Source organism: Streptomyces thermoalcalitolerans, from assembly GCF_039525155.1.
GTDB lineage: Bacteria > Actinomycetota > Actinomycetes > Streptomycetales > Streptomycetaceae > Streptomyces > Streptomyces thermovulgaris.
In genome coordinates, this window is record NZ_BAAAHG010000008.1 from 66,136 (window position 1) to 85,839 (window position 19,704).

Consider the following 19,704-nt stretch of genomic DNA (forward strand, 5'->3'; position numbering starts at 1 on the left):
ATCGTGTGCGGCCGGCCGGGCATGTGCTCACGTCGTGCTCTCGGGGCGGGCCTTCTTCTGCCAGGGGTAGGTGGGGCGAGGTCCCGGCGGGGTGATGGCGGGGCGGGTCGTCTCCTGCCCGGAGGTCTGCCGCGGCTCCTCGGCCCAGGTCTGCGGGGCCGCTTCGGCGGCCGGGGGCTCGGGCCAGGACCCGGACGCGGTCTGCTGCGGCTCGTCCCTGGTCCAGTGGCGCAGCGCACCGGCCTCCAGATCGATCTGGGCCCTCAGTGCCTCCAGCTCGTCGTCGGCGAAGCGGTGGGCGCGGTCGCGGGCGGCCCAGCGCAGGGAGTCGGCCGACTCCGTGATGCGCCGGACGCGCTCGCGCAGGGCGGGGAGCCGTTCGGCGAGCCTCGCGCGGTCCGGCTCGCCCTCCAGGCGCCTGAGCTCGTCGTCCAGCTCGTGCCCGAGCGCGCTGAGGCGCTCGAACAGGGCGAGGGACTCCTTGAGGGAGGAGTCCTCGCGCACGCCCGCGTGCAGGGCGTCCTGCGTGGCGCGCATCGAGGTGCGCAGGCCGAGCCGGAGCTGGGCCAGTTCGCCCGCCGGTCCGGGCTGGGCGAAGGACTTGGCCCTCAGGGTGTGGTCCTCGACCGCGCGGCGGGCCTGGGTGAGGGTGCGGTCCACACCGCGCTTGGCGGCGCCGACCACCTTCACCGTGGCGTAGACGCCGAGTGCCAGGAAGAGCACGAAGAGCAGGGCGAAGACGGTGACGACGACTTCCACGGCTCTCCTCCTCCGGCTGCGGCGGCACGGGTCGTACGGCCTGCTTGCACCGCCTCTCCACGGTAAACGCTACGGGCAGGTCCCGGGTTCCGGACGAACCCCGAACCTGCCCGTAAGGGACCACCCCGAGATGCTCATTCCCGGGGGCTCACGCGATTACGCCGGCACGATGTTGACCAGCTTCGGTGCCCGGACGATCACCTTGCGGACGTCCGCGCCGCCGAGCGCCTCGACGACCTTCCCGTCGGCCAGCGCGATCTTCTCCAGCTCCTCCTCCGTGATGGACGGGGAGACCTCCAGGCGTGCCTTGACCTTGCCCTTGACCTGGACGACGCAGGTCACGGTCTCGTCCACGACGTACGCCGGGTCGGCGACGGGGAAGTCCTGGTGGACGACGGAGTCGGTGTGGCCCAGCCGGTGCCACAGCTCCTCGGCGATGTGCGGGGCCAGCGGCGCGATCATCAGCACCAGCGGCTCGGCGACGGAGCGCGGCACCGGGCCGCCCGCCTTGGTCAGGTGGTTGTTCAGCTCGGTGATCTTGGCGATGGCGGTGTTGAAGCGCAGGCCCTCCAGGTCCTGGCGCACGCCGTCGATCGCCTTGTGCAGGGCGCGCAGCGTCGCCTCGTCGGGTTCGGTGTCGACGACGGTGACCTCGCCGGTGGTCTCGTCGACGATGTTGCGCCACAGCCGCTGCAGCAGCCGGAACTGGCCCACCACCGCGCGCGTGTCCCACGGCCGGGAGACGTCCAGCGGTCCCATGGCCATCTCGTACAGGCGCAGCGTGTCGGCCCCGTACTCGGCGCAGATCTCGTCCGGGGTGACGGCGTTCTTCAGGGACTTGCCCATCTTGCCCAGCGCCCGGGAGACCTTCTCGCCCTGGTAGTAGTAGGCGCCGTCGCGCTCCTCCACCTCGGCGGCCGGCACCGCGATGCCGCGGCTGTCCCGGTAGACGTAGGCCTGGATCATGCCCTGGTTGAACAGCTTGTGGAACGGCTCCGCGGAGGAGATGTGTCCCAGGTCGTACAGGACCTTGGACCAGAAGCGCGCGTACAGCAGGTGCAGCACGGCGTGCTCGGCGCCGCCGACGTACAGGTCGACGCCGCCGTGCGGCATGCCCTCGCGCGGCCCCATCCAGTAGCGCTCGATCTCCGGGTCGACCAGCCGCTCGCTGTTGTGCGGGTCCAGGTAGCGCAGCTCGTACCAGCAGGAGCCGGCCCAGTTGGGCATGGTGTTGGTCTCGCGGCGGTACTTCTTCGGCCCGTCGCCCAGGTCCAGGGTGACGTTGACCCAGTCCTCGTTGCGCGACAGCGGGGTCTCGGGCTGGGTGTCGGCGTCGTCGGGGTCGAAGGTGCGCGGCGAGTAGTCCTCGACCTCGGGCAGCTCCAGCGGCAGCATCGACTCGGGCAGCGCGTGGGCGACGCCGTCCTCGTCGTAGACGATCGGGAAGGGCTCGCCCCAGTAGCGCTGGCGGCTGAACAGCCAGTCGCGCAGGCGGTAGTTGACGGTGCCTTCGCCGATGCCCTTGCGCTCCAGCCACTCGGTGATGCGCGCCTTGGCCTCGGTGACGCTCAGTCCGTCCAGCGTCACGTCGTCGCCGGCGGAGTTGATGACCTTCGCGTCGTACGAGACGAAGGCGTCGTCCCAGGTGGACGGGTCCGTGCCCCGGCCGTCGTTCGGCTCCACGACGCAGCGCATCGGCAGCTCGAAGGCGCGGGCGAAGGAGAAGTCGCGGGAGTCGTGCGCCGGAACGGCCATGATCGCGCCGGTGCCGTACCCCATCAGGACGTAGTCGGCGATGAAGACCGGGATCCGCTCGCCGTTGACCGGGTTGGTCGCGAACGCGCCGGTGAAGACACCGGTCTTGTCCTTGGCCTCGGCCTGGCGCTCGACGTCGGACTTGGCGGCGGCCTGCGCGCGGTAGGCGGCGACGGCCTCGGCGGGGGTGGCATGGCCGCCGGTCCATGCCTCGCGCGTGCCCTCGGGCCAGGCGGCCGGGGTGAACTTCTCCACCAGCGGGTGCTCGGGCGCCAGCACCATGTAGGTGGCGCCGAACAGGGTGTCCGGGCGGGTGGTGAAGACCGTGATGTGCTCGCCGTCGATCGGGAAGTCGACGCGGGAGCCCTCGGAGCGGCCGATCCAGTTGCGCTGCTGCAGCTTGATGGCCTCGGGCCAGTCCAGCTCCTCCAGGTCCTCCAGCAGCCGGTCGGCGTAGGCGGTGATGCGCATGTTCCACTGGCGCAGCTTGGCCTTGAAGACCGGGAAGTTGCCGCGCTCGGAGCGGCCCTCGGCGGTGACCTCCTCATTGGCCAGCACGGTGCCCAGGCCGGGACACCAGTTGACGGGCGCGTCGGAGGCGTAGGCCAGGCGGAACTGGTCCAGGACCTCGGCGCGCTCGACGTTGCTCAGCTCGTGCCACGCGCGCGTGTGCCCCGGCACGGCCCGCTCGCCGGACTCGAACTGGGCGATCAGCTGGGAGATCGGGCGGGCCTTCCTCGCCTCCTCGTCGTACCAGGAGTTGAAGATCTGCAGGAAGATCCACTGGGTCCACTTGTAGTAGTCCGGGTCGATCGTGGCGAACGACCGGCGCCTGTCGTGGCCCAGGCCCAGCCGGCGCAGCTGGGCCTTCATGTTCTCGATGTTGGCCTCGGTGGACACCCGCGGGTGCGTGCCGGTCTGCACGGCGTACTGCTCGGCGGGCAGGCCGAAGGCGTCGAAGCCCAGGGTGTGCAGGACGTTGTGGCCGGTCATCCGCTGGAACCGGGCGTAGACGTCGGTGGCGATGTAGCCCAGGGGGTGGCCGACGTGCAGTCCCGCACCGGAGGGGTACGGGAACATGTCCATGATGAACTTCTTGGGCCTGGCGACCATCTCGGGGTCCCCGGCCAGGTCACCCTTGGGGTTCGGCGCGGCGTAGGTGCCCTCGGCATCCCAGAAGTCCTGCCAGCGTGCCTCGATCTCGGCCGCCAGGGCGGCCGTGTAGCGGTGCGGTGCTACCGCCTGGGAGGGGGCAGCGGGGTTCGTCTCGCTCATGATCCTCAAAGCTCCATCGATCGTCTCTGCCCGCGGCTGCGACTTTCGGAAATGAAAAATCCCCTCGCACAGGAGGGGACGCCGCGCCGATGCCGACCACCGGTCGATCCGGCGGCCGAGACTGATCAGCGCGGCTCGCCAAGCAGAAGGCATACGGCACGCATGGGGTCAGGGTACCGCAGCCGTCGAGCCCCGTGCGACGAGCGTCCACGGAGCGGAAGCGGCGCGCCGGCCGGTCCGCGGGGCGGCGGGAGTCCGCTTGTGCGGGTTCCGAAAAGTTGGACGAGGTTCAAGGATTACCCGGCGCAACGGAACCTATCGGGACAAGCCGATCCCCAGGAGACCCCTTGATAACAAGGCAATAACCTGATTGGCGTACTGCTCGGTTTGGGAGCCGCTTAGAGTTCGTTCTCGGGACCGCTTTCCCGAACCGCTCGGAGTCGCCCCCATGAACCCTCGTTCTCACAGTAGTTCGCCGCCCGGAGCCGGCCTGTCGGCTGCTGCTGCCCTGCCGTCCGTACCCCCCTTCGCGCTGACGGGAGGCATGCCGTGACGACTACTGCGAACGGCAGCACGCTGGGCAACACGATCCTGGACTTCCTCAACTTCGGTGCCGGCGTCCTGTCCCTCGTCAACCTCTCCTGCTCGGTGATCTGGGGTCTGATCGCCCAGGACCGGATCCTGCTCAACATCCGCCAGCGGATCGCCGCGCAGGCCGTTCACCGGGTGACCGCGGTCGCCTCCATCGTGTTCCTCCTGGTGCACATCGTGACGAAGCTGGTGACGGAACACACCACCTGGATCGCCGCGGTGATCCCCTTCGGGCTCCTCCTCACGGACGACGATCTCATCGGCAGGGGCTTCCTGATCGGCCTCGGCAACACGGCCGGCCTGCTCATGCTCTTCGTCGGCGCCACCGGTGTGCTGCGCAACCGCTTCGCGACCCCGGCCCTGGTGGCGGCACGGTGGCGGTCGATGCACATGCTGGCCTACCCGGCCTGGTGCGCGGCGCTGATCCACGGCCTGTACGCGGGCCGTGCGGCCAAGCCGATCTTCATGATCCTCTACGGTCTGTCCGTGCTGGGCGTCCTGGCGGTCCTGATCGTGCGCGCGTCGCCCATGTCGTTCAAGCGCAAGCTCGCCGAGCGGCTGATGTCGTACCTGGACACCGGGGAACGGCCCGAGCTGGACGCCCTGGAGGCAAGCCGCGCCAGGGTGGCGGAGTCCGCGCTGCCGGGCTACGAGAAGCCCTCGCGTGCCGGCACGAGGGGCTCCTCCTCGTCGCTGTACGGCGCCTCCGCGTCCGCCGCGACCACTGCATCCTCGGGGTCCCCGGGGTCCTCCGGCTTCGCGGCGGCCTACCGGACCGCCCCCGAGCAGCCCACCGAGGCGATGCCGCGTGCGGACGGCGCCGGCGGCGCGGCGGGCGGCTGGCCGATCCCCTCCCCGCCGCCCGTGGGCGAGGCGCCCCCGTCGGCCTACGACCCCCTGAACGACACGGGATACAACATCCCGACCTACAACAGTCCGGGCACGACCACGTACAGCGGGCGTGATGTACGCGACACCGGTGAGACGAACACGCCCTACGGCACGTACAACCCGAGTGATACGTACAACAGCGGTCCCACCCCACAAACACCCCCCGGCGCGTCCCAGAACGCGCCGGGTTCGGGCGAACCTTGGAACATGCCTTCCGGAGGCTATAGGTGAACGAGGCCCTGCCCGACGTCCCCGAAGTCCGCGTGGTCGGTCTTCCCCAGCTCACGTCGGGCTTCGACCTTGTCGAGCGGCTCGATCTGTCCATGCACCTGAAGGTGCACGGGCCGCTCGAACCGATGAGCGGCGAGCAGCTCGCACAGCTCGCCGAGGCCATCAAACTGAAGGGCCGCGGCGGCGCGGGCTTCCCCTTCCACAAGAAGCTGCGCTCGGTCGCCAAGGCGGCGATCCAGCGTGGCGTACGGCCGGTCGTCGTCGTCAACGGCAGTGAGGACGAGCCGGCCTGCCGGAAGGACACGGTTCTGATCAACCGTGCTCCGCACCTCATCCTGGACGGCGCCCTGCTGTGCGCGGAGGCCCTCGGCGCCCGCATGCTCGTGGTGGGTGTCACCAGGGAGTCCACCCAGCGCTCGATGGAGGCCGCGCTCGCCGAGCGCGGCCTGAGCAACAGCCGCAGGTCGGCCCTGCGGGCGAGCGTGCAGCGCAACCCGGTGCGCATGGTCACGGGCGCGGCGGCCTCGCTGATCCGTTCCATCAACGGCGGCCCGGCGATCCCTCCGGGCCGCAAGACCAGTGCCTCGCAAAGCGGTGTGGACGGCGCGCCCACGCTGCTGTCCAACGCCGAGACCTTCGCCCAGCTGGCGATCGGCGCCCGCCTGGGCCCGGAGCGCTACGGCAACACCGGCCTGTACGACGAGCCGGGCACCGTCATGCTGACGGTCTCCGGCGCCGTCGCGCGCCCCATGGTGATCGAGGTCCCCACGGGCGTGCCCCTGCGCTACGTCCTTCAGCTCGCCGGCGCGCCGCCGGTGCCGCAGGGCGTGCTGACCGGCGGCTACCACGGCAAGTGGATCGACGCGGCGACCGTGAACGAGGCGATCATCTCGCGCAACTCGCTGGACGCGGTGGGCGGTTCGCTCGGCGCCGGGGCGATCCTGCCGATCAGCCAGGAGACCTGCCCGCTCGGTGAGGCGTTGCAGGTGGCCAAGTGGCTGGCGGAGGAGAGCGCGGGCCAGTGCGGCCCCTGCTACCTCGGCCTGCCGGCCGCCGCGCGCGGGATGGAGGACATCCTCAACGGCGGCGGGCCGGCCGCCCTGGAGGCCCTCAAGCAGGTCGCCAAGAACGTCAAGCGGCGCGGTGCGTGCTCGCACCCGGACGGCTCGGCGATGTTCCTGGAGTCGACCATCAAGGCGTTCACGGACGACCTGGCCGCCCATGTCCTCGGCAACGGCTGCGGACGGCCCGTGGAGGGCGTTCTGCCGCTCTTCGAGGGGGGCAGGGCCCCCACGGGCATCCCGGGAGGCGGCGAGCCCGAGGAGACCGGCGCCAGCCGTCAGAAGATCTTCGTCGACTGGACGCTGTGCCGGGGCCACGGCCTGTGCGCGGACATCCTTCCCGAGGTCTTCGAACTGGGCCCCGACGGATTCCCGACCGTCGCCCAGGCGCCGGTGCCGCGCTACGCGGAGGCCAAGGCCATGCGTGCCGTCCGCCGGTGCCCGGCACTGGCCCTGCGCATCGAGGAGGACACCCGCTCGCAGGCCCCGTCCCGCAGCCGCAACCTGCCGGTCCTCTCCCAGGGCCGCGGCCGGCGCGCTCTGGGCCGCTGAGCACGCACGAAGGCGGGCCACCCTCTTCTCGGGGGGGGGTGGCCCGCCTTCGTGTTCCGGGGGTGGCCCGCCTTCGTGCGTCGTCGCTCCGGACACCGCCGTGTGCGCGGCCGGGCGGAGGCCGGACGCACAGGGGCCGGACCTGCCCTGTGCCGGACATACGCCGAGGGCGAGTCATCCGTGCCGATGACTCGCCCTCACGTCCTGTGGAGCTAAGGAGAATTGAACTCCTGACCTCCTGCATGCCATGCAGGCGCTCTACCAACTGAGCTATAGCCCCTTGTGGTGTTCCGCCCGGTCTCCCCGGCGGCGCCCCCAACATTACACGGTCCAGGGGGTGGAACACCAAATCGGTTTCCGCTTTCGCCGGAACGGGCCGGCAGGACCGGGCGGAGCGGGCGGCGCCGGACCGCCGCGTCAGGCCGCCGCGTCAGGCCGCCATGTCAGGCCGCCACGAAGGAGTAGAACCGCTTGAGCGTGCAGAGCTCGTCCAGGAGCCGACCGTAGATCGGCTCGCCCTCCAGCTCGCGATAGACCTCGATCGGGTCGCCTTTTATGATCAGCGCCCGCGCGCACTCCTCGCACCAGTACTGGTAGTCGGGGTTGATCGGTTCCATGTCGCGGACGATCGGGGTGCCGCTGCCGCACCAGTCGCACTTTCTCCTGTGTGCTCCCATGGGTCAGCTCCAGCTGTGGCCGCAGGTCGTGCACACGTACGGGGTCTCGCCGTTGCCACCGAGGGCTCGGGCCGCGCGGAGGGAACTGCGGGAAGGGCACACGAGTCGGGTGGTCGTGTCGTGTATCAACGCCACACCGAGGAGGTGACCGACCTCCCCGATGATGCTCGCTGGCATCCCTGCTCCTCCCGTCGGGTCACGCCCCCTTCCGGCCGTTTGATTCTGCCACGGCGGGGCCAGTACGGTCAGCGACGCTTCGGTACCAGTCCGGCCACGACACACCTGCCGTGACCGCCCCGGCCGGCGCGTGCGCGCCCTCCGAAAGCGCCTTCACAGAGGTATACGCCTCTGGGCTCCAAGTGACTCAAGCCGATTCAGGAACAGCGCGCCGGACACCCCGGCGCCGGCCGGCCGAACGGACTGGACCGTTACCGCTCGCCACCGCTCGCCACCGCTCGCCGTCGGACCGTCGCCGTTCGCCGTGGGACCGGAACTGTCGTCGCGCACCGTCGAAGGCGGTGGTGCCGTTCCCGGCGCCCGGCCGGGGCGCGCCCGTGGTGCCGGGACGCCGTCCGCCGGTGGTGCCGGGTCGGTCCGCCCCGCAACGTGCCACGCGGGGGCAGCCCCGCACAGGGACGCAAGCGTGGCACAAGCAGGGCACAAGCGGGGCACAAGAAAATCCCGTCCCAGAGGGACGGGATTCCCGACAGCCGGTTCTCGGCGACCCGGCCTGTGCCGACCGGTTCCTGAAGCTGTGGAGCTAAGGAGAATTGAACTCCTGACCTCCTGCATGCCATGCAGGCGCTCTACCAACTGAGCTATAGCCCCTTGCTCCATGCGGCGAAGCCGCATGGCTCCTGTTCCTCCCCGCTCGGCGGGGCGAACAAGAAGAACTGTAGCCTGCGACCTGCCGGAAAGTGAAATCCGGGTCGCGTGCGGCGGGAGTGGCTCCAGTCGTCGGCCCCGGTCGTCGGCCTCAGTCGTCGTCGCCGAGGACGGGCTCGGGCAGCGTGCCGGCGTTGTGCTCCAGCAGCCGCCAGCCCCGGGCGCCCTCACCGAGGACGGACCAGCAGCAGTTGGACAGGCCGCCCAGGCTCTCCCAGTGACGGGGCTCCAGCCCGAGCAGACGCCCGATGGTGGTGCGGATGGTGCCGCCGTGGCTGACCACCACGAGCGTGCCGTTCTCGGGCAGCTTCTCCACATGCCGCAGCACCACGGGAGCGGCACGGTCGGCGACCTCGGTCTCCAGTTCGCCGCCGCCGCGGCGCACCGGCTCGCCGCGCTTCCACGCGGCGTACTCCTCGCCGTACCGGGCGATGATCTCCTCGTGCGTCAGGCCCTGCCAGACGCCCGCGTAGGTCTCGCGCAGGCCCTCGTCCTGGGTGACCTCCAGGCCGGTGAGCGCGGCCAGTTCGGCGGCCGTGCGCGTGGCGCGCTTCAGATCGGAGGAGATGATCGCGTCGGGGCCGAGGGAGGCCAGCAGCCGGGCGGCACGGCGGGCCTGGGCGATGCCGGTCTCGGTCAGTTCGACGTCCGTGCTGCCCTGGAAACGGCGCTCCATGTTCCAGGAGGTCTGGCCGTGCCGCCACAGAATGATGCGGCGGCCCCGCTCCGGCGTTCCGCCGGTTCTCCCAGCGGTACCGCTCATCGGTGGTCGCCCTCCAGCTCCGCCGCCTCCTCCGCGGCCCGCTGCCTGGCGTACTCCTCGGCCCTGCCCCGGGTGGCCTTGGCGTCGGGGGGCAGCTCGATCTCGGGGCAGTCCTTCCACAGCCTCTCCAGGGCGTAGAAGACGCGCTCCTCGTTGTGCTGGACGTGGACGACGATGTCGACGTAGTCGAGCAGGACCCAGCGGGCCTCCCGGTCGCCCTCGCGGCGCACCGGCTTGGCGCCGCGCTCCTTCAGCAGCCGCTCCTCGATCTCGTCGACGATCGACTTGACCTGGCGGTCGTTGGGCGCGGACGCCAGCAGAAAGGCGTCCGTGATCGACAGTACGTCGCTGACGTCGTAGGCGATGATGTCGTGCGCGAGCTTGTCGGCCGCTGCCTGAGCGGCGGTGGTGATGAGTTCGAGAGAGTGGTCGGTTGCGGTCACTACAGGACTTTCCGTCGGCGGTCACTTGACATCAAGGGTCTCACGGACCGCCGACGGCGCCCCACGGGATTACCGCGTGCGGAGAGGCCTCACTGGCCCGAGGAGGGCTTGTAGTCCTGGCCGAGGACGACCGAGACACGGGCGCCGGAGGGCACCGTGCCCTTCGTCACCGCGGTGGCGGGCAGCCCCAGGGTCTTGGCGACCTCGGTGGCGTTCTCCTTGTCGGACGCGTCGGAGTACACGACCGTGGACGTCGCCCGGACGGCGGAGGTGGTACCGCCCTCCAGGAAGGTGAAGCCGCCGTTGAGGAGGGCGACGCGGGCCTTCTCGGTGTTGTCCTTGGTGCCGGAGGCGTTCTGCACGGAGACCCGGACGGCCGCGGACTGGTCGGGGCTCTTCGCGGTGCCGCCCAGGATGTTCTTGACCATCTCGGCGCTGGTCCGCGCGCTCAGCGTGCCGTCGGCCTGCACCGGCAGCAGCTCCGTCCTGTAGTCGCCGCCCTTGGCGAGCTCGGCGAGCCTGGCGAGGAAGGTGCCGAGGTCCTTGTCGGTGAGCGAGGGGTCGAGGATCTGCTGCAGCGTCTGCACCGTCGTGGTCGCGCTCGAGGCGTCGGAGGACATCTTGCGCAGCACGCTCTGCATCACCTGCCCGAACCGCTTCAGCTGGGCGTCCTCCGCCTCCCCGGGGGCCCGGTAGGTGGCGTAGGCGACGGCCGTCTTCCCGCTGAGGGTCTGGTTCTCGCCCTTGCGGACCAGGGGTGCGGTGCCCTTCTTCTTGGCGTCCGGGTCGGGTACGTCGGTGTCGGTGTCGACCTCGATGTTGCCGACCAGGTCGACGAGGTTCTGCAGGTAGGGGGTGTCCAGGCGCCAGGTGCCCTGGATGTTGGTGCCGAGGACCGTGTCGAGCTGTTCGCGGGTGCCCGAGGAGCCGTCGTCCTGGACCGACTTGGCGAGGGTCGTGGGGCTGCCGTCGTCGGCCGTCAGGGCGAGGGAGTTGGGCAGCAGCACGGTGGCGCCCTGCTTGGCGGTGGCGTTATCGACGAGCAGCGCCGTGGAGGTGCCGCCCTTGTCGGTGTTGTGCAGATGGACGACGATCACATCGCGTTTCTGGGCGCCCGCGGCGGTCGCGGTGCCGGTCCTGCCGTCGGACGACGACAGGCCGGGCAGCTTGCCCGCGTACCAGAGGTAGCCGACGCCGCCCATCGCGACCAGCGCCAGGACGACCGTCAGGGCGATGAGGCGGTTGCGGGCACGCCGGCGGGCCTCCTCGCGGCGCTCGGTGCGGTTCTCGGTGAACTTCAGCCAGTCGATGACGTCCTCGGAGCTGTCCGTCGGCTCCTCGACGAAGGCGAACTGCTTGGTGCGGTACTCCGACTCGCCCGTGGTGCCCCGGCCGGATTCCTTCTGCGCCGCCCCGTCGGGTTCCTGCTCCGCCCGGTCGGCGTCCGCGGGGCCGGTCTGCTGCGGGATGCGGGCGGCCTGTCCGGCGGCCTGGGGCCGGGGCCCGCCGGCCGCGGTCCGGCCGTAGGGGTCGTAAGGGGCCTGGGGGGTCTGGGGGGCCTGGGGGGCCTGGGTGTCGTACGACCCGTACGCCCCGGGCGTCCCCTGCGTCCCGTACGGGTCGTACGGGTCGTAGGCAGAGGGGCCGGGGGCCTGCTGCCCCGTGGGGTGACCGCCGTCGTAGCCGGAGCCGTACGGGGAGGAACCCAGGTGCTGCTGGTCGCCCGTCGCGTACGGGTCGTAGCCGTAGCCGTAGCCCTGCTGCCCGTACGTGTCGTAGGTCTGCTGCGAAGCCTGTGGTGCCGAAACCTGCCGGTAGACAGGCCGGCCGTACTCGTCGTAGCCGACGAGCTCGTAACCGTCGCCCCCGTACCCAGCGTCGTATCGATCGTTCACCGGTGCCCCTCTCGGCTCACTCGCCGCGGTACAGCTCGCGTTTGTCGATGTAGCGCACCACTCCGTCCGGCACCAGGTACCAGACCGGTTCGCCCTTGGCGACCCTCGCCCGGCAGTCCGTGGAGGAGATGGCGAGGGCGGGGACCTCGACGAGCGAGACGCCGCCCTTGGGAAGGCCGGGGTCGGTCAGGTGGTGGCCGGGACGGGTGACGCCGATGAAGTGCGCGAGGGAGAACAGCTCCTCGGAGTCCCGCCAGGTGAGGATCTGGGCGAGCGCGTCGGCGCCGGTGATGAAGAACAGGTCCGTGTCGGGGTTGAGAGCGCGCAGGTCACGCAGGGTGTCCACGGTGTAGGTGGGGCCGCCGCGGTCGATGTCGATACGGCTCACGGAGAACTGCGGGTTCTCGGCGGTCGCGATGACCGTCATCAGATAGCGGTCCTCGGCCGGGGAGACATGGCGGTGGCTCTTCTGCCAGGGCTGGCCGGTGGGGACGAACACCACCTCGTCCAGGTGGAACCGCGCGGCGACCTCACTGGCCGCCACAAGGTGTCCGTGGTGGATCGGGTCAAACGTTCCGCCCATGACTCCCAGGCGGCGCCTGCGCGGCTTCGCGGGGCCGCCGGACCCGCATACGGGGTGCTTCGCCGTGTCACTCGCCGGACCGGTGGGCATGTCCTGCTCTCCCATGCGGCAGACCCTACCGGCCCGGCCCGAGGACCTCTCCGGGCAGATCCCGGGGACAGGACGGACCGGGGCTCAGCGGTCCCGGTTGAAACGCGTGGTGATCCACAGCAGAAGCAGCAGGATGATCAGCGCGCTGCCGCCGACGACAAGGGGGTCGAGGCCCTCATGGGTGCTGCCCCCGCCCTCGGCAAGGTCGACCAACGGGGCAGCGGCACTGTAGAAGCTCATCTTCGGCAGAACCTATCCGGGTGTGGGCTGGCAAGGGTGCCTGCCCATCGTAAGCGGCTGCCTTCACAGCACTCACTCCGGCTCCGCTCTTACCAGCCTTACCAGCCTTACCGGTCCTACCAGCCCTGCCGGCACGGCCAGTCCCATGAGCACGGCCGCTCCGCTCCTTGCGGCACGGTCTGGCCGACACGGTCCTGCCGACGCGGCCGTCCTCCGGGAACCTTTCCGTGCGCTCCGTCGTCGTTCCGCTCGCAGCCCCGTGCGAGCCACGAGGAGGGAACCGCTCGGTCGGGGACACGGCCCAGGAACACGGCACACGACGACCAGGACGACCGGCACGACCAGGACGGCACGGAGCGGGCAGCCGCGCTCCCTCCGGGCCGGGCCGCGGCCTCGACGGGCCGGGCGACCACGGGGCCGGGCCGCTCCCCGGCCCGGACCGCTGCGTCGCACTGCCCCTCCAGGGCATCTCCGCCTAGGCTGGGCGCTGCTTCGGGGGGCGCTTTGGACACTCACAGACTGGGGGACCACATGTCCGACGACGGCCACGAGCACACCACGCACCAGCATGTGCCGAGCCGGCAGCGCACCCGCTTCCCGGAGATCTCCTCACGGGCGTACGAGCATCCGGCCGACCGCTCGGCCCTGGTCGCCCTGCGCAAGCTGAGCGGCTTCGACACGGTCTTCAAGGCCCTCAGCGGCCTGCTGCCCGAGCGCAGTCTCAGGCTGCTGTTCCTGTCCGACTCGGTGCGGGTCTCGGACCAGCAGTTCCCGCACCTGAACGACATGCTGCGGGACGCCTGCTACATCCTGGACCTGGAGAAGGTCCCGCTGATGTACGTCAGCCAGAACCCCCAGCCCAACGCGATGTGCATCGGCCTGGACGAGCCGATCATCGTCGTCACCACCGGCCTGGTCGAGCTGCTCGACGAGGAGGAGATGCGGGCGGTCATCGGCCACGAGGTGGGCCACGCCCTGTCCGGTCACGCGGTGTACCGCACGATCCTGCTGTTCCTGACGAATCTGGCCGTGCGGGTCTCCTGGATCCCGCTGGGCAATCTGGCGATCATGGCGGTCGTCACGGCGCTGCGCGAGTGGTTCCGCAAGTCGGAGCTGTCGGCCGACCGGGCCGGCCTGCTGGTCGGGCAGGATCTGCAGGCGTCCATGCGCGGTCTGATGAAGATGGCGGGCGGCAACCACCTGCACGAGATGAACGTGGACGCGTTCCTCGCGCAGGCCGAGGAGTACGAGTCCGGCGGCGATCTGCGTGACTCCGTGCTGAAGATCCTCAATGTGCTGCCGCACACCCATCCCTTCACCACCGTGCGGGCGGCGGAGCTGAAGAAGTGGGCCGCGTCCCGCGACCACCAGCGGATCCTGGACGGCCACTACCCGCGCCGCGGCGAGGACAAGGACGCCTCGGTCAGCGACTCCTTCCGCGAGTCCGCGGCGCACTACGCCCAGCAGGTCAAGAATTCCAAGGACCCGCTGATGAAGCTGGTCAGCGATCTGGCGGGCGGTGCCGGCGACCTGGGCGAGCGGGTGCGGCGCGGTTTCAGCGGCCTGGCCGGCTTCACCGGCCCGGCCTCGTCCGCCGGCCGGCCGAAGGACCAGCCGTCCTCCGGCACCCCGCCGCACGACCGGAGCTGAACCGGGCGCTCACCGCCCGGCGGTGTCACCCCTGTGTGCCGTGCCCGCGGCCTGAGTGTCACCCCTGGGCGTCCTACCCGCGGCCCGGGTGTCACATCTGCGGCTGGGCGCCCGGTGCCAGGGCACCGCACAGGGCCGTGACACTGTCAGGGTCGTAGGGGTCCGTGCCGGCCGGGCCGCCCGCCTTGGCGGTCTGGCCGGCCAGCAGGGGCCGGAAGTGGCTCGTGGAGTCCTCGGCGCAGGACAGCGGACCGGCCCGGACGTGGGCGACGGCCAGCTGGACCCGGTGCAGCCGTACGTCGTCGTGGGTGAAGCGGAACTGCAGCTCGCGCCGGACGGTGAACAGCGAGGCCGGTGCCCCGGCGGCGGAGCCGGCCGGTTTCAGCGCGTAGACGGTGGTGTGGTCGGCGCTGACCTCGAGGGTGGCGGTGTCGGTCTCGACGGCTCGCAGACTGCCCCGCACCCGGATCCGGCGGTCGGCCAGTTCGACCTGGTCCGGGTCGAAGCGGACCAGCCAGCCGGTGGACACGTGCCGTCCGTCGGCGGCGGGGGCGTTGATGCTCCGGTCGAACTGGTCGAGCTGGCCGGGGGCGAGCAGGGACCGCACGGGGTGGGTCCGGCCCCCGGTGAGCACCTCCGGGTCGAGGGAGGAGGCGACGATGTAGTCCTTCGCGGCGGAGAGCGCGGCGACGATCTGGCTGTTGGAGAAGTGCGCGGTCCGCCGGACGACGGGCAGCGGGATGCCCTCGGCGCCGGTGCTGAACCGGGCGGCCGGGCTGTGCGCGTACAGGGCCTCGGGGTCGGCGGCCCCGGGCACCTTGCCCTGCGGGGCGAGCGGGATGACGGTGGCCCGCAGCGTGGTGACCGGCTGCCGGACCTGCGAGGTCGTCTGCTGGGGGTGGCGTATGCCCAGGTAGATCGCGGTGCCGAAGGCGAGGACGATCAGCAGGGCGAGGATCAGCGCCTGCCGGGACGGTCCGCGGCGCAGCGGTGGACGGCGGCGTACGGCGGGGGTGTGGTCGGCTATCCGCTCCTGCGCGGAGTACTCCTGGAGGCGGGCAGCACGGACGAACGACTCGTCGAAGACGACGGACCGGTATTCGTCCTCCGCGCCTCCCGGGGCACCCTCGGGTGTCCCCTCGGGCGGGTCTCCAGGGCCTCCCATATCTTCAGGGTAGGTCTGTGGAAGTCCCGGTAAACGCCCTGCCGCACGACAAGTCCTGACAGGTTCTCACCAAGGCGTCATCAAGGCGGCGGCCCGGCCGTCAGGGGGTGCGCGGGACCGCGGGGACGGGGGGACCGGAGTGGTCGGCGGATGCGGTGGGCACCACCGCGCCGCCCTGTTCCAGATTGGTGGTGGCGGGCGGCGGGACCTGGTCGCGGCTGCCGGAGGAGCCGCCCCGGTAGACCGCCGCGAAGGCCAGCGCCACCATGCCGACGCCCATGACGAGGGCGAGCACCCAGGCGACGGGGCGGTGCCAGCGGACCTGCGGGCCGAAGGGCCGTGAGGTGCCGTAGGGGCCTTCGAAGACGTCAGGGCCGTCGGGGTCGTCCAGGTCGTCGAGGTGCCGGCCGCGTCCGTCGGAGCTGTAGCCGTCCTCGTAGTGCTCGCCCCTGGCATGCGCGCGGCGGGCCTCGGCCTCGGTGGCCTCGGCTCTGGCCTGGGCCGCGGCCAGGAGGCGTTCGACGGCGGTCGGCTCATGGATCACGGCCGCCTGTACGAAGGCCTCGTCGAAGACCACGGAGGCGAACTCGTCGTCCGACGCCCCGCGGTCGTGATCGTCGTCGGGCTCCCAGCCGTCAGGGAACGGCCTACCCCCCACGTCCTCCGGCACAGGTCCAGAGTAGACCTGGGGGGTCAATTTGGGCAGACGGTATGGAAATCCATTCGTCCGGTGAGGCGGCTTTCCGCCACTCCGGGGACCTCGGGGACCGTCCGCCCCTTCGCTCACACCCGTCAGCCGCGGATGTGCCCGTCGCCGGTGAGGATGTACTTCGTGCTGGTCAGCTCCGGCAGCCCCATGGGACCGCGGGCGTGCAGCTTCTGCGTGGAGATGCCGATCTCCGCGCCGAAGCCGAACTGGCCGCCGTCGGTGAAGCGGGTGGAGGCGTTGACGGCGACGGTCGTGGAGTCGACCAACTGGGTGAAGCGGCGGGCGGCCTGCTGCGAGGTGGTGACGATCGCCTCGGTGTGACCGGAGCTCCACCGCCGGATGTGCTCGACGGCCTTGTCCAGGGAGTCGACCACGGCGGCGGCGATGTCGTACGACAGGTACTCCGTCTCCCAGTCCTCCTCGGTGGCCTCGACGACGGTGGCCCGCGACTCCTTGGCGTAGGCCATGACCCGCTCGTCGGCGTGCACGGTCACCCCGGCGTCGGCGAGCGCGTCCAGGGCGCGGGGCAGGAACTCGGCGGCGATGTCCTGGTGGACCAGCAGCGTCTCGGCGGCGTTGCAGACGCTGGGCCGCTGCGCCTTGGAGTTGATCAGGACGTCGACGGCCGTGTCGATGTCGGCCTGGGCGTCGATGTAGACGTGGCAGTTGCCGGTGCCGGTCTCGATCACCGGGACGGTGGACTCGTTCACCACGGTCTGGATCAGCGAGGCGCCGCCGCGCGGGATCAGCACGTCGACCAGACCGCGGGCGCGCATCAGCTCGCGCACGCTCTCACGGCTCTCACCGGGCACGAGCTGTACGGCGTCGGCGGGCAGCCCCGCCCCGCCCACGGCGTCGCGCAGGACCCGGACCAGGGCGGTGTTCGACTCGTAGGCGGAGGCCGAGCCGCGCAGCAGCACCGCGTTGCCCGACTTCAGGCAGAGGGCGGCGGCGTCCACGGTGACATTGGGGCGGGCCTCGTAGATGATGCCGACCACGCCGAGCGGGACCCGGACCTGGCGCAGGTCGAGCCCGTTCGGGAGCGTGCTGCCGCGCACCACCTCGCCGACCGGGTCGGGCAGCGCCACCACGTCACGCACATCGGAGGCGATGGCGCGCACCCGCTCCGGGGTGAGCGTGAGCCGGTCGATCAGGGCGTCGCTCGTACCGGCCTCGCGGGCCTTGGCGACGTCCTTGGCGTTGGCCTCGACGATTTCGGCCGTGCGGGCCTCCAGGGCGTCCGCGATGGCCAGCAGGGCCTCGTCCTTCTTCGCACGCGGCAGCGGCGCGAGGTCGGCGGCGGCGGCCTTGGCCCGGTGGGCGGCCTGGATGACCGGGGAGTTCGAGTCGTACGGCGAGAGCGTGGTCATGGAAGGAAGGGTAGTGCGCCCCACCGGGCCGTCCATGGGCGTTCCACAGCACGAGACGAGGCGGAACGAGGCGTCAAAGGAGGTCAGAAGGGGTGGACCCCCACCGGGGTCGCGAGCCGTGGGCCATGGCCCTCGGCGAGTCGCTGGTGATAGGTCTCGCGGTCGATGACCTCCAGGCCGACGATCTCCCAGGGCGGCAGCTTGGCGCTGCTGCGGTGCTCGCCCCACAGACGCAGGGCGACGGCGGCCGCGTCGTGCAGGTCGCGGGCCTCCTCCCAGTAGCGGATCTCGGCGTGGTCGCACGCGTAGCGGCTGGTCAGCAGGAAGGGGTGGTCGTGGGCGAGCTGTTCCAGACCGCGCCGCACCTCCTGCAGCGGGGCCTTCGCGCCGGAGACGCTGAGGGTGACGTGCCACAACCGGGGCGGGTCGGGCGGTTCCTCGCAGCCGGCTCCGGTCACCACGCTCGTCAGACCACCGCGGGACACCGCCGCCCCGGGGCGCACTCGTCTCACGACGGCCTCCCTCACCTCTCTGTCGCGTCTGTCGCGTCTTCGCGGTCTCACCGGGTCACGCGCGTGCCGCACGTGACCCGGGAGAAAACCCCCGGGGGAAATCCCCCCGAGAGAACCCCCGAGAGAACCCCCGAGAGAACCCCCGAGAGAACCCCCGAGAGAAGTGGAGCAGGCCGCGGCGCTCCGTGGGGCGGTTTTGCAGAACGTCCCCGCTGTCGGGCCTCCCGGTGCCGGATGTTTTCGGCCCATTACGGCCGCAGGATCACCAGGTCGTCCCTGTGTACGACCTCGCGTTCGTACGCCGGCCCCAGTTCGCGGGCGAGTTCACGGGTGGAGCGGCCGATCAGCCGTGGGATCTCCCTGGCGTCGAAGTTGACGAGTCCGCGGGCGACCGCACGTCCGGCCGCATCGCGCAGCTCGACCGGGTCACCGGCGGTGAACTCGCCCTCCACACCGGCGATTCCGGCGGGCAGCAGCGACTTGCGGCGCTCCACGACCGCGTGGACGGCGCCGTCGTCGAGGATGAGCGAGCCCTGGGGGGTGGAGGCGTGCTGCAGCCACAGCAGCCGGTCGGAGGAGCGCTTGCCGGTGGGGTGGAAGTAGGTGCCGGTCTCCTTGCCGGACAGGGCGTCGGCCGCGCGGGCGGCGCTGGTGAGCACCACGGGGATGCCGGCGGCGGCCGCGATCCGGGCCGCCTCGACCTTGGTGACCATGCCCCCGGTGCCGACACCGGACCGGCCGGCGCTGCCGATCTCGACGCCGACCAGGTCCTCGGGCCCGCGCACCTCGGCTATCCGGGAGGCGCCGGGCCTGCTCGGGTTGCCGTCGTAGAGGCCGTCCACGTCGGACAGCAGCACCAGCAGGTCGGCGCGGACCAGGTGGGCGACGAGGGCGGCGAGGCGGTCGTTGTCGCCGAAGCGGATCTCGTCGGTGGCGACGGTGTCGTTCTCGTTGACGATCGGCAGGGCGCCCATCGCGAGCAGCTTGTCCAGGGTGCGGGAGGCGTTGCGGTGGTGGGCGCGGCGGCTGGTGTCGTCGCTGGTCAGCAGGATCTGGCCGACACGGATGCCGTAGCGGGCGAAGGAGGCGGTGTAGCGTGCCACGAGCAGGCCCTGGCCGACGCTGGCCGCGGCCTGCTGGCGGGCGAGGTCACGGGGGCGGCGGCGCAGGCCCAGCGGGGCGAGTCCGGCGGCGATGGCACCGGAGGAGACGAGGACGATCTCCTTGTCTCCCCCGCCGTGTGCCGCGCCGAGAACGTCCACGAGCGCGTCCACCCGGTCGGCGTCCAGCCCGCCCGATGCGGTGGTCAGTGACGAGGACCCCACCTTGACGACGATCCTGCGGGCCTCGCGCACGGCCTGCCTTGCCCCTGTCACCTTGCTGTCTGTCCCCTCACCTCGGATCGGACTGCCCGCCCGAATCTACGCGAAAGGGCCGGGCGCCGCGCATCGCTCCAGCAGGCGGACGGTTCCGGTGCGATTGGCGCGTAACCGTGTGCTCACGATGCGCGAGCGGCAGAATGTTGTCCGAGTTCCGCATGAAGATCAAAGAAGTTGCAAACGTAGGGTAGGCGGTGTGCAGTCCGATGTTCACCGCGTAAAACGTAT

General features: G+C 71.1%; 16 protein-coding genes and 2 tRNA genes. 3 read left to right on the top strand and 15 right to left on the bottom strand.

Features of this window, described 5'->3' with window-relative positions:
* Window positions 1-27: 27 nt before the first annotated feature.
* Entirely contained in the window at window positions 28-759 is a 732-nt protein-coding gene (locus ABD224_RS07495) for a hypothetical protein (RefSeq protein WP_344048187.1), read from the bottom strand.
* Window positions 760-915: 156 nt separating this feature from the next.
* The gene (gene leuS, locus ABD224_RS07500; RefSeq protein ID WP_344048189.1) at window positions 916-3,789 is read right to left on the bottom strand and encodes a leucine--tRNA ligase; all 2,874 of its coding nucleotides are present in this window, start codon (window positions 3,787-3,789) and stop codon (window positions 916-918) included.
* A 549-nt stretch (window positions 3,790-4,338) separates the two neighbouring features.
* On the opposite strand from leuS, the gene ABD224_RS07505 reads away from it, so the two are divergent.
* Together ABD224_RS07505 and ABD224_RS07510 are read left to right on the top strand one after the other, a co-directional pair.
* On the top strand, window positions 4,339-5,502 hold the full coding sequence (locus ABD224_RS07505; protein WP_344048191.1) for a ferric reductase-like transmembrane domain-containing protein: 1,164 nt from the start codon (window positions 4,339-4,341) through the stop codon (window positions 5,500-5,502).
* Complete coding sequence (locus ABD224_RS07510) at window positions 5,499-7,115, top strand: NADH-ubiquinone oxidoreductase-F iron-sulfur binding region domain-containing protein (protein WP_344048193.1); 1,617 nt, start codon at window positions 5,499-5,501, stop codon at window positions 7,113-7,115. Before ABD224_RS07505 ends, ABD224_RS07510 begins: the two co-directional genes overlap by 4 nt.
* A gap of 207 nt (window positions 7,116-7,322) precedes the next feature.
* Here the strand turns inward: ABD224_RS07510 and ABD224_RS07515 are convergent.
* From ABD224_RS07515 to ABD224_RS07550, 8 genes are all read right to left on the bottom strand, one after another.
* Window positions 7,323-7,395: transfer RNA gene (locus ABD224_RS07515), tRNA-Ala, on the bottom strand.
* Window positions 7,396-7,558: 163 nt separating this feature from the next.
* Window positions 7,559-7,792: a hypothetical protein gene (locus ABD224_RS07520; RefSeq protein ID WP_067389922.1), complete on the bottom strand. Its 234-nt coding sequence runs from the start codon at window positions 7,790-7,792 to the stop codon at window positions 7,559-7,561.
* A gap of 755 nt (window positions 7,793-8,547) precedes the next feature.
* A tRNA-Ala gene (locus ABD224_RS07525) sits at window positions 8,548-8,620 on the bottom strand.
* 148 nt (window positions 8,621-8,768) lie between these two features.
* Entirely contained in the window at window positions 8,769-9,440 is a 672-nt protein-coding gene (locus tag ABD224_RS07530; protein ID WP_344048197.1) for a histidine phosphatase family protein, read from the bottom strand.
* The gene (gene rsfS, locus ABD224_RS07535) at window positions 9,437-9,883 is read right to left on the bottom strand and encodes a ribosome silencing factor (protein ID WP_344048200.1); all 447 of its coding nucleotides are present in this window, start codon (window positions 9,881-9,883) and stop codon (window positions 9,437-9,439) included. The genes ABD224_RS07530 and rsfS overlap by 4 nt, the downstream gene beginning before the upstream one ends.
* An 89-nt stretch (window positions 9,884-9,972) precedes the next feature.
* Entirely contained in the window at window positions 9,973-11,778 is a 1,806-nt protein-coding gene (locus ABD224_RS07540; protein WP_344048202.1) for a LytR C-terminal domain-containing protein, read from the bottom strand.
* 16 nt (window positions 11,779-11,794) lie between these two features.
* A complete protein-coding gene (gene nadD, locus ABD224_RS07545) occupies window positions 11,795-12,466 on the bottom strand; it encodes a nicotinate-nucleotide adenylyltransferase (protein WP_344048204.1) in 672 nt (223 codons plus the stop codon).
* 69 nt (window positions 12,467-12,535) lie between these two features.
* The gene (locus tag ABD224_RS07550) at window positions 12,536-12,691 is read right to left on the bottom strand and encodes a hypothetical protein (protein WP_344048206.1); all 156 of its coding nucleotides are present in this window, start codon (window positions 12,689-12,691) and stop codon (window positions 12,536-12,538) included.
* A gap of 531 nt (window positions 12,692-13,222) precedes the next feature.
* On the opposite strand from ABD224_RS07550, the gene ABD224_RS07555 reads away from it, so the two are divergent.
* Entirely contained in the window at window positions 13,223-14,341 is a 1,119-nt protein-coding gene (locus ABD224_RS07555; protein WP_344048208.1) for a M48 family metallopeptidase, read from the top strand.
* 91 nt (window positions 14,342-14,432) lie between these two features.
* Here the strand turns inward: ABD224_RS07555 and ABD224_RS07560 are convergent, their stop codons facing one another.
* The 5 genes from ABD224_RS07560 to proB form a co-directional block, all read right to left on the bottom strand.
* A complete protein-coding gene (locus tag ABD224_RS07560; RefSeq protein WP_344048210.1) occupies window positions 14,433-15,506 on the bottom strand; it encodes an SCO2583 family membrane protein in 1,074 nt (357 codons plus the stop codon).
* A gap of 100 nt (window positions 15,507-15,606) precedes the next feature.
* Window positions 15,607-16,176 (bottom strand): SCO2584 family spore wall biosynthesis protein, encoded by a 570-nt coding sequence (locus tag ABD224_RS07565; RefSeq protein WP_344048212.1) that lies wholly within the window; start codon window positions 16,174-16,176, stop codon window positions 15,607-15,609.
* A gap of 122 nt (window positions 16,177-16,298) precedes the next feature.
* Entirely contained in the window at window positions 16,299-17,585 is a 1,287-nt protein-coding gene (locus ABD224_RS07570) for a glutamate-5-semialdehyde dehydrogenase (protein ID WP_344048214.1), read from the bottom strand.
* Between the two features lie 83 nt (window positions 17,586-17,668).
* Window positions 17,669-18,097 (bottom strand): hypothetical protein, encoded by a 429-nt coding sequence (locus ABD224_RS07575; RefSeq protein ID WP_344048216.1) that lies wholly within the window; start codon window positions 18,095-18,097, stop codon window positions 17,669-17,671.
* Window positions 18,098-18,345: 248 nt separating this feature from the next.
* Window positions 18,346-19,473 (bottom strand): glutamate 5-kinase, encoded by a 1,128-nt coding sequence (proB, locus tag ABD224_RS07580; protein WP_344048218.1) that lies wholly within the window; start codon window positions 19,471-19,473, stop codon window positions 18,346-18,348.
* Window positions 19,474-19,704: the final 231 nt, after the last annotated feature.